The sequence below is a fragment of the Kribbella sp. NPDC056861 genome (assembly GCF_040687575.1).
GTDB lineage: Bacteria > Actinomycetota > Actinomycetes > Propionibacteriales > Kribbellaceae > Kribbella.
In genome coordinates this window covers 21003-27564 of sequence record NZ_JBFBNQ010000007.1, presented here as the reverse complement: position 1 = coordinate 27564, position 6562 = coordinate 21003, and the positions used below count along the sequence as shown (strand labels likewise).

The window sequence follows — 6562 nt, the reverse complement described above, 5'->3', positions numbered from 1 at the left end:
ACCGCGGGCTCGTGACGCTGCGCGTCACCTCGCAACAGATAAAAAGCAAGGTGGACCTTGGCGGGCAGCGGCCTCCGTGGGCTCGTGACGCTTCGCGTCACCTCGCAGTGCCAGATGCAGGGCGAAATAGCACAGCATCCGAGTTCCTCCGTGATCAAGCACCCGCCGCCCCTCGCACCCGCCCGCCTCCGGCTCGTGACGCTTCGCGTCACCTCGCGAGGCCAGATACAAGCGAAGTAGCACAGCGTCCGGGTTTTTCCGTGATCAAGTGCCGCCACTCGCCAGCCGCGCCGACCACCCACCGCGCCGACCACCCACTGCGCCGACCACCCACTGCGCCCACCACCCACCGCGCCCACCACCCACCGCGCCCACCACCCACCGCGGGCTCGTGACGCTGCGCGTCACCTCGCAACAGACAAATGCAAGGTGGACCTCGGCGGGCATCAGCCTCCGCGGGCTCGTGACGCTGCGCGTCACCTCGCAGTGCCAGATGCAGGGCGAAATAGCACATCATCCGGGTTCCTCCGTGATTAAGTGCCGCCACTCGCCCGCCACTCGCCCGCCACTCGCCCGCCCCTCGCACCCCCGCCGCCCCTCGCACCCGCCCGCCTCCGGCTCGTGACGCTTAGCGTCACCTCGCCGTCAGATGATCTGCGAGAAGCACACCCGTCGCGACCCAGCGCGGTCGGGTGCAACATCGCAGTACGACGCCCCCGCCCGCCGCGGGCTCGTGACGCTTCGCGTCACCTCGCAGCAGGCAAAGCAAAGGTGCACCTCGCGGGCAGTGGCGGGTGGGTGCGAGGTGTGGCGGGTTGCGGGTGCGGTGCTTGGTCACCTGACGGGCAGGTGCTGTGTTACTTCGCTCTGCATCTGGTCTTGCGAGGTGACGCGCAGCGTCACGAGCCGGTGGGTGCCGTCGCGGGCTCGTGACGCTGAACGTCACCTCGCAATAGGAGGGGCAAGCTGGGCCATCACCGTCGTACTGAGCGCAAAGCAAAAGGCAGACCCCAGCGCACTCCGGCACCCGCCACACCTCCCACCCGCCTCCACCAACTCCCCAAAACAAATATCCGCAAAACTGTCGGATCGAAGCACGCCCCTTCGTAGCAGTGATGAAAGGCAGCCAACCGAACCACCAACCAAACAGGAGACCAAAATGTCCAAGCTCGTAGCAGTAATGTCCATGTCGCTCGATGGATTCGTTGCCGACAGCACCGGCGGTCTGGGCGAAGTGTTCGCCTGGAACTTCACCGGCGACGTGACGGTAGACCTCGGCGGAGCAGCGCCCATGCCGCTCAAGATGTCCCAGCCCAGCGCCGACCACTTCCAGGCCCTCTCGGCCAGCCTCGGTGCAGTGCTCACCGGGCGTCGCACCTTCGAGACGGCTGACGGTTGGGGCGGCAACCACGCCTGGGGACCGGCCTTCGTTCTCGCCCACCAGATCCCCGACGGCTGGCCGCGGGCCGAGTCGACCGTCAACTTCGTCACCGACGGCATCGAGAGCGCGGTGAAGCAGGCCAAGGAGGCAGCCAACGGGAAAGACGTGGCGGTGCACGGTGCTGACACGATCCAGCAGTGCCTGAACGCCGGGCTGCTGGACGAGATCAACGTCGACATCGCGGCTGTGCTGCTCGGGTCGGGGGTTCGGCTGTTCGACCACCTTGCGACCACGCCGGCGATCCTGGGCGACCCGATCGTGATGGCGGGCGTCGGCGTCACGCACCTGCGCTACGCCGTTCGCAAGGCATAGCAACAGCAAACAGCAACAGGCAGCAGCAATAAAGAGGGTCAGCGAGTGAGCGGCGGTTCCCCGCGGACGTACGAGCGGATGACCGTCGCCGCAGCTCCTCGGGCCCAGTCGTCGAAGGTGTGTGAGCGCAGCATCAAGCGGCAGTCGCCGGCAGCGCCGAAAGCGTGCTCGGCAAAAGCCTGGCGCATCCGCTGGTCGTACAAGTCGTAGTCGGCGACACCCTCGCCGGCGATCACCACGAGCTCCGGTCCGACCAGGTTCACCATCGCCGCCAGGGCCGAACCGATCACCTCGCCGGCGCGGTCGAAGGCCTCCCGAGCCTGCGCGTCACCGCTGCGGGCCAGCTCAATAGCCCCGGACAGATCCAACTCCGGACGCCCGGTCGTCTCCCGCACCCGTGCCAGGATCGCGTCCGACGAAGCCACCGTCTCGACGCATCCCCGGCGTCCACAGGTGCAGACCAGGTCGCCAGGCGCGAGCGGCAGGTGCCCGAGTTCACCCGAAACCCCGTGCGCCCCGGACACCACCTCGCCGTTGATGTAGAGCCCACACCCGACCCCGGACCCGATCGTCACCACCGCAAACGAGTCGGCATCGACGCCGACCCCGAACCAGTGCTCGGCAACGGTCAGTGCCCGTACGTCGTTCGTCACCACGACCGGCACCTTCACCTGGTCGGTCAGCAGCGTCGCCATCGGGACATCGCGCCAGCCCATGAACGGCGAATCCCGGACCACGCCGTGCCGCGCGTCGACGTCACCCGACACCGCGACGCCGATGCCGATCAGCGGTCCGGCGGGGTCGAGCGGGTCGTCGAGCGTCTCGATCAGTTCCTTCGCCAGCTCGGCCAGTCGCTTGATCACCGCCTCGGCGGACAGGTCGGTCACCTGCTGATGCCGTACTGCGCGAATCCCCGCCCGGAAGTCCGTCGTCACCCCGATCAGGTCCGTCGGCGTCACCTTCAGCCCGATCACCGAGATGCTGTCCGGCACCACCGTCAGTGGGCTGACCGGCCGGCCGATGCCCAGCTCGGCCCGGCTCGGCGCGTCGTCGTCAGCCGGTACTGCGACCGGCTGGTCGGTGACGAAGCCGGCCTCGATCAGCGGCGCGACGGCCTTGGTGACGGCGGCCTGGGACAGCCCGGTACGGCGCGCGATCTCGACCCGCGGGATGGGTCCCTGGGTCAGAATCCTGGTCAGCACCTCGACCCCCGCCGGAGTAGCGAGCGGCAGCGGGCGGTTCGAGCGCGTCGGCACGGGACCAAGCTACCGGCGACCGGAGCCATTCAGCGCTCCAGGCGCACCCCAGAGCGCAAATCGGCGCAAAGTCCACGAGGTGATCATCGGTCGGTTCAGCCTCCCCGGCGGAGGGAAAGCTACCGGAGGCCGACCGAAACGAGGTACTGAATGCCGGAGCCCGCGAGCGGTCAGGACCCAGTGGTGGCCCCAGGTGTCGACGTCAGCCGGCCGAGCATCGCTCGCGTGTACGACGCGTTCCTGGGCGGCAAGGACAATTTCGAATCCGATCGCGCCGTCGTCCGGCAGATCCTCCGGATCGCACCCGAGCTACCCGCGTGGACCCGCGAGAACCGCCGCTGGCTGGCCCGCGTCGTCGAGTGGCTCGCCCGGGAGGCGCGGATCACCCGGTTCCTCGACCTCGGCTCCGGCCTGCCGACCGCGCAGAACACTCATCAGCTCGCCCAGCGGGTCAACCCGGCGGCCAAGGTCGGGTACGTCGACAACGACCCGGCCGTGATCGCGCACGGCCGCGCGCTGCTGCTCGAGAACGCCAACACCTTCTTCGTCCCGGCCGACTTCACCACGCCGGACCAGCTCCTGGCCGACCCCGTCGTGGCCGGCCTCCTCGACCGCCCGGTCGGCCTGATCCAGGCGCTGATCCTGCATCACGTCGAGGACCTCGACCAGACCCGCGAACTCGTCCGCCGGTACGTCGAAGCGCTGCCGTCCGGCTCGTACCTGGCGATCAGCCACGCCTGCAATCCGCGCGACGGCAGCGAGCCGGCCCTGCTGGCGACGGCGCTGGAGGAGAAGTTCCGCGAGCAGTTCCCGTCCCTGCGCTTCCGCACCCCGGCCGAGATCACCTCGTACTTCGACGGCCTGGAGCTCCTAGAGCCCAGCGTCGTCCGCCTCTTCGACTGGTGGCCGCCCGGCGTCGACCATGACGAAACCACCGCCGCAAGTCTCAGCGAGGCTGCCGGCCAGATCTTGTACTGCGGCCTAGCCCGCAAACCCTAGAGCGACTTCTCCACATCGACCTCACCGATCACCGGCGAGGTCAGCGCCCAGCGAATCGTCCGGGTCAGCCCGAGACCCGCAGCTCGCACCACCGTCCCCTCGGCCAACGGGAGCAGCGGCAACCGCAGCGGCCAGCGCGTCCACCAGGGCAACAACCCGATCGCCGCAGCAGTCAGTACTGCGTACGCGGGTCTCGCGGCGAGCGGTACCGGCGGGTGCACCAGGATGAAGCGTGCTGCCTGCCGTGCTTCCGCAGTACCGCGTAGCTCTGGGCGGTACTCGTACAGCATCTGCCGCAACTCCACCTGAGTCGTCGGCGGGTCCACAACCCCCAGCGCCCGGGCAACCCGAGCAGTGTCCTCGACATACCCGTCCCGCTCGGCATCGTCGAGCGGCGCGGCGCCGTACCGCTGGTGAGCCTCCAGGAAGCTGTCGATCTCAGCCAGGTGCACCCACTTCAGCAGATGCGGGTCGGACGCCCGATAGGGCTCGCCGTCCGCACTGCTCCCGCGCACCCGCTCATGCACCCCACGCACGCGAGCGACCGCCTCCTCCGCGTCCGCCTCGGTGCCGTACGTCGTGACCGCCAGGAAGTAGCTGGTCCGCTGCAGCCGTCCCCACGGATCACCCCGGTAGCCGGAGTGCGCCGAGACCGCGGACATGGCCAGTGGATGCAGCGACTGCAGCAGCAGCGCCCGCAGCCCACCGGCGAACATCGAGGCGTCCCCGTGCACTCGGCGGATCGGCCGGTCGGGCGCGAACCACCTGGGTCCCGGGGTGTTGTGGATCCGATCCCGCACGACCTGCGGGTCCGGCCCGGCCACCTTCGACATGACCATCCGGGCAAGCCCGTCGCGCAACGGGTTGAACACACTCTCCTGCGGGGTGGCGGACATATGTCTCCGGTTCCCACCGGCTACACAGAGACGTCCACGAACACCGGGTTCGTGTAGAGCCAGGTGTCGAGCCACGGGTCGCCGTCGCCGTTCGGGTGCCGAATCGGCCCGGCCGGGTCAATGCTGCGACCCAGGTAGCCGGGACCGTTCCGCTTGCCGTCACTGCCGCGCAGGCGCAGGTAGTGGGACCGCTCTGCCCGGCCAAGCGGGATGCGGAGCGTGTACGTGCCCGTCTTACGCCGTACGTCGACCTGCTCGACGACCCGCGTGTCCGGTGCGCGCCAGCTGTCCTTGTCGGGCGCAGTACCGGTCACCACGCCGCGAATGACGTCGAGGTGAGCGAGTCGCGGCAGTAGGCCGTGGAAGTTCGGCCGGGTCGCGCTGGTTACCGTGACGCGCAGCTCCAGCCGCTCAGTACGGCGTACCTTCAACCGGCCGCCCAGCGTGACCCCTCGCTGCGACGACCCCGCCGGAGCCACCCGTACGTCGATGCCGTCCACCAGTTGCCCGTGATCCACCCAGACCCGCCCAGCTCGCAGGCCGGCCATCACGTCCAGGTAGCCGTACTTGGTGACTCCCACGTGCGTCCGGCTGAACTGACCGGGCCAGAAGTCACTACCGGCTTGCGGCGTACCAGCGTCGGTCGGGGACGGCTTCCACCCGAGTGAGTCGAAGTTCTGGCCCTCTGGGAACACCCCGTCCTTCCAGGTGTCCCAGATGGTCCGGTGGTTGTCGCTGTTGGAGGTGATTGAGAACAGCTGCCCCTCGGCGAGCAGGGAGTCCCACAGGCCGCCCACTGTCGCCGTCGCCCAGTCGAAGCCGCCGTACGTGCGATAGGCGTCGTTCGGGTACCCCGGGAAGCTCCCGGCGCCTGGGTTGTTCACATACTCGCCGCGCTGCGAGTTCGTCGTACCGCGGAAGGCGACCCAGGCCGGATCGGCGTCACCCTGCGAACCAGGCGCGCCCTCCATCCCGATCAGTACGCCGGTGTCCCGCCAGCCCCTCAGCTCGTGCGGGGCGTCGATCCCCAGTCGCAGCGGGTGGTTCGCGATCGCGAGCACGTCGTCGACGAATCCGCTCTTCTTCTGCGTGGCCAGCCAGTGCAGCGCCTTGATCGCGTGCAGTTCGTTCTCGGCGGTGTCGCCCGCGCGGCCGGTCAGCTTGCCGTCGTACTCGCGCTCGAACTGCTGGAGCAGCGCCACGTTGTTCGGCCCCGGCGCGACCAGGACAGTGCCGTGCTCGGCGGCCGGGATGTACCACTCGAGGCCCTGGAAGATCAGCATCCGCGGGTTCTCCGCCCGCGCCTTGACCACCTCGGCGTTCTCCGCCTGCGCGCCCTTGTCCGCATGCCCGAAGTTGCTGTGCTCGGTGAACGCCATCCAGTCCAGCCCGAACTGCGCCCCGCGCTGCGCGAGCTGGGTGAAGTCGTACTTCGCGTCATGGCTGTACCGGCTGTGCACATGGTGATCGCCGACCAGATACACCAGCTCCGGATCGCCAGTGGCCGCAGCCTCCGCAGCGCCCGCACCGGCAGCAGCGAACCCAAGCCCCAGCATCCCCGCGCCCCGGATCAACCCGCGCCGCGAAACCCCCTGCGGATCCAGCGCCTCTTCCGGAACCTCAGGGTCGGCCCAGGTGGGAACCTGCTGCTTCGTCAT

General features: G+C 68.9%; 5 protein-coding genes. 2 read left to right on the top strand and 3 right to left on the bottom strand.

Annotation, left to right across the window (positions count from 1 at the left end):
* Positions 1-1159 precede the first annotated feature (1159 nt).
* On the top strand, positions 1160-1753 hold the full coding sequence (locus AB0P21_RS31745; protein ID WP_363701329.1) for a dihydrofolate reductase family protein: 594 nt from the start codon (positions 1160-1162) through the stop codon (positions 1751-1753).
* Positions 1754-1791: 38 nt separating this feature from the next.
* Here AB0P21_RS31745 and AB0P21_RS31740 read toward each other — a convergent pair whose 3' ends face one another.
* Positions 1792-3009 carry an ROK family transcriptional regulator gene (locus AB0P21_RS31740; RefSeq protein ID WP_363701327.1) on the bottom strand — a complete coding sequence of 406 codons (1218 nt, stop codon included), beginning with the start codon at positions 3007-3009 and terminating at the stop codon, positions 1792-1794.
* Between the two features lie 150 nt (positions 3010-3159).
* Here AB0P21_RS31740 and AB0P21_RS31735 point away from each other — a divergent pair, with 150 nt between their 5' ends.
* Positions 3160-4008 carry an SAM-dependent methyltransferase gene (locus tag AB0P21_RS31735; protein ID WP_363701325.1) on the top strand — a complete coding sequence of 283 codons (849 nt, stop codon included), beginning with the start codon at positions 3160-3162 and terminating at the stop codon, positions 4006-4008.
* On the opposite strand, the gene AB0P21_RS31730 is transcribed toward AB0P21_RS31735, so the two are convergent.
* Positions 4005-4904: an oxygenase MpaB family protein gene (locus AB0P21_RS31730; RefSeq protein WP_363701323.1), complete on the bottom strand. Its 900-nt coding sequence runs from the start codon at positions 4902-4904 to the stop codon at positions 4005-4007. The two genes, AB0P21_RS31735 and AB0P21_RS31730, sit on opposite strands and share 4 nt — an antisense overlap.
* 20 nt (positions 4905-4924) lie before the next feature.
* Positions 4925-6562 carry a PHP domain-containing protein gene (locus AB0P21_RS31725; protein WP_363701321.1) on the bottom strand — a complete coding sequence of 546 codons (1638 nt, stop codon included), beginning with the start codon at positions 6560-6562 and terminating at the stop codon, positions 4925-4927.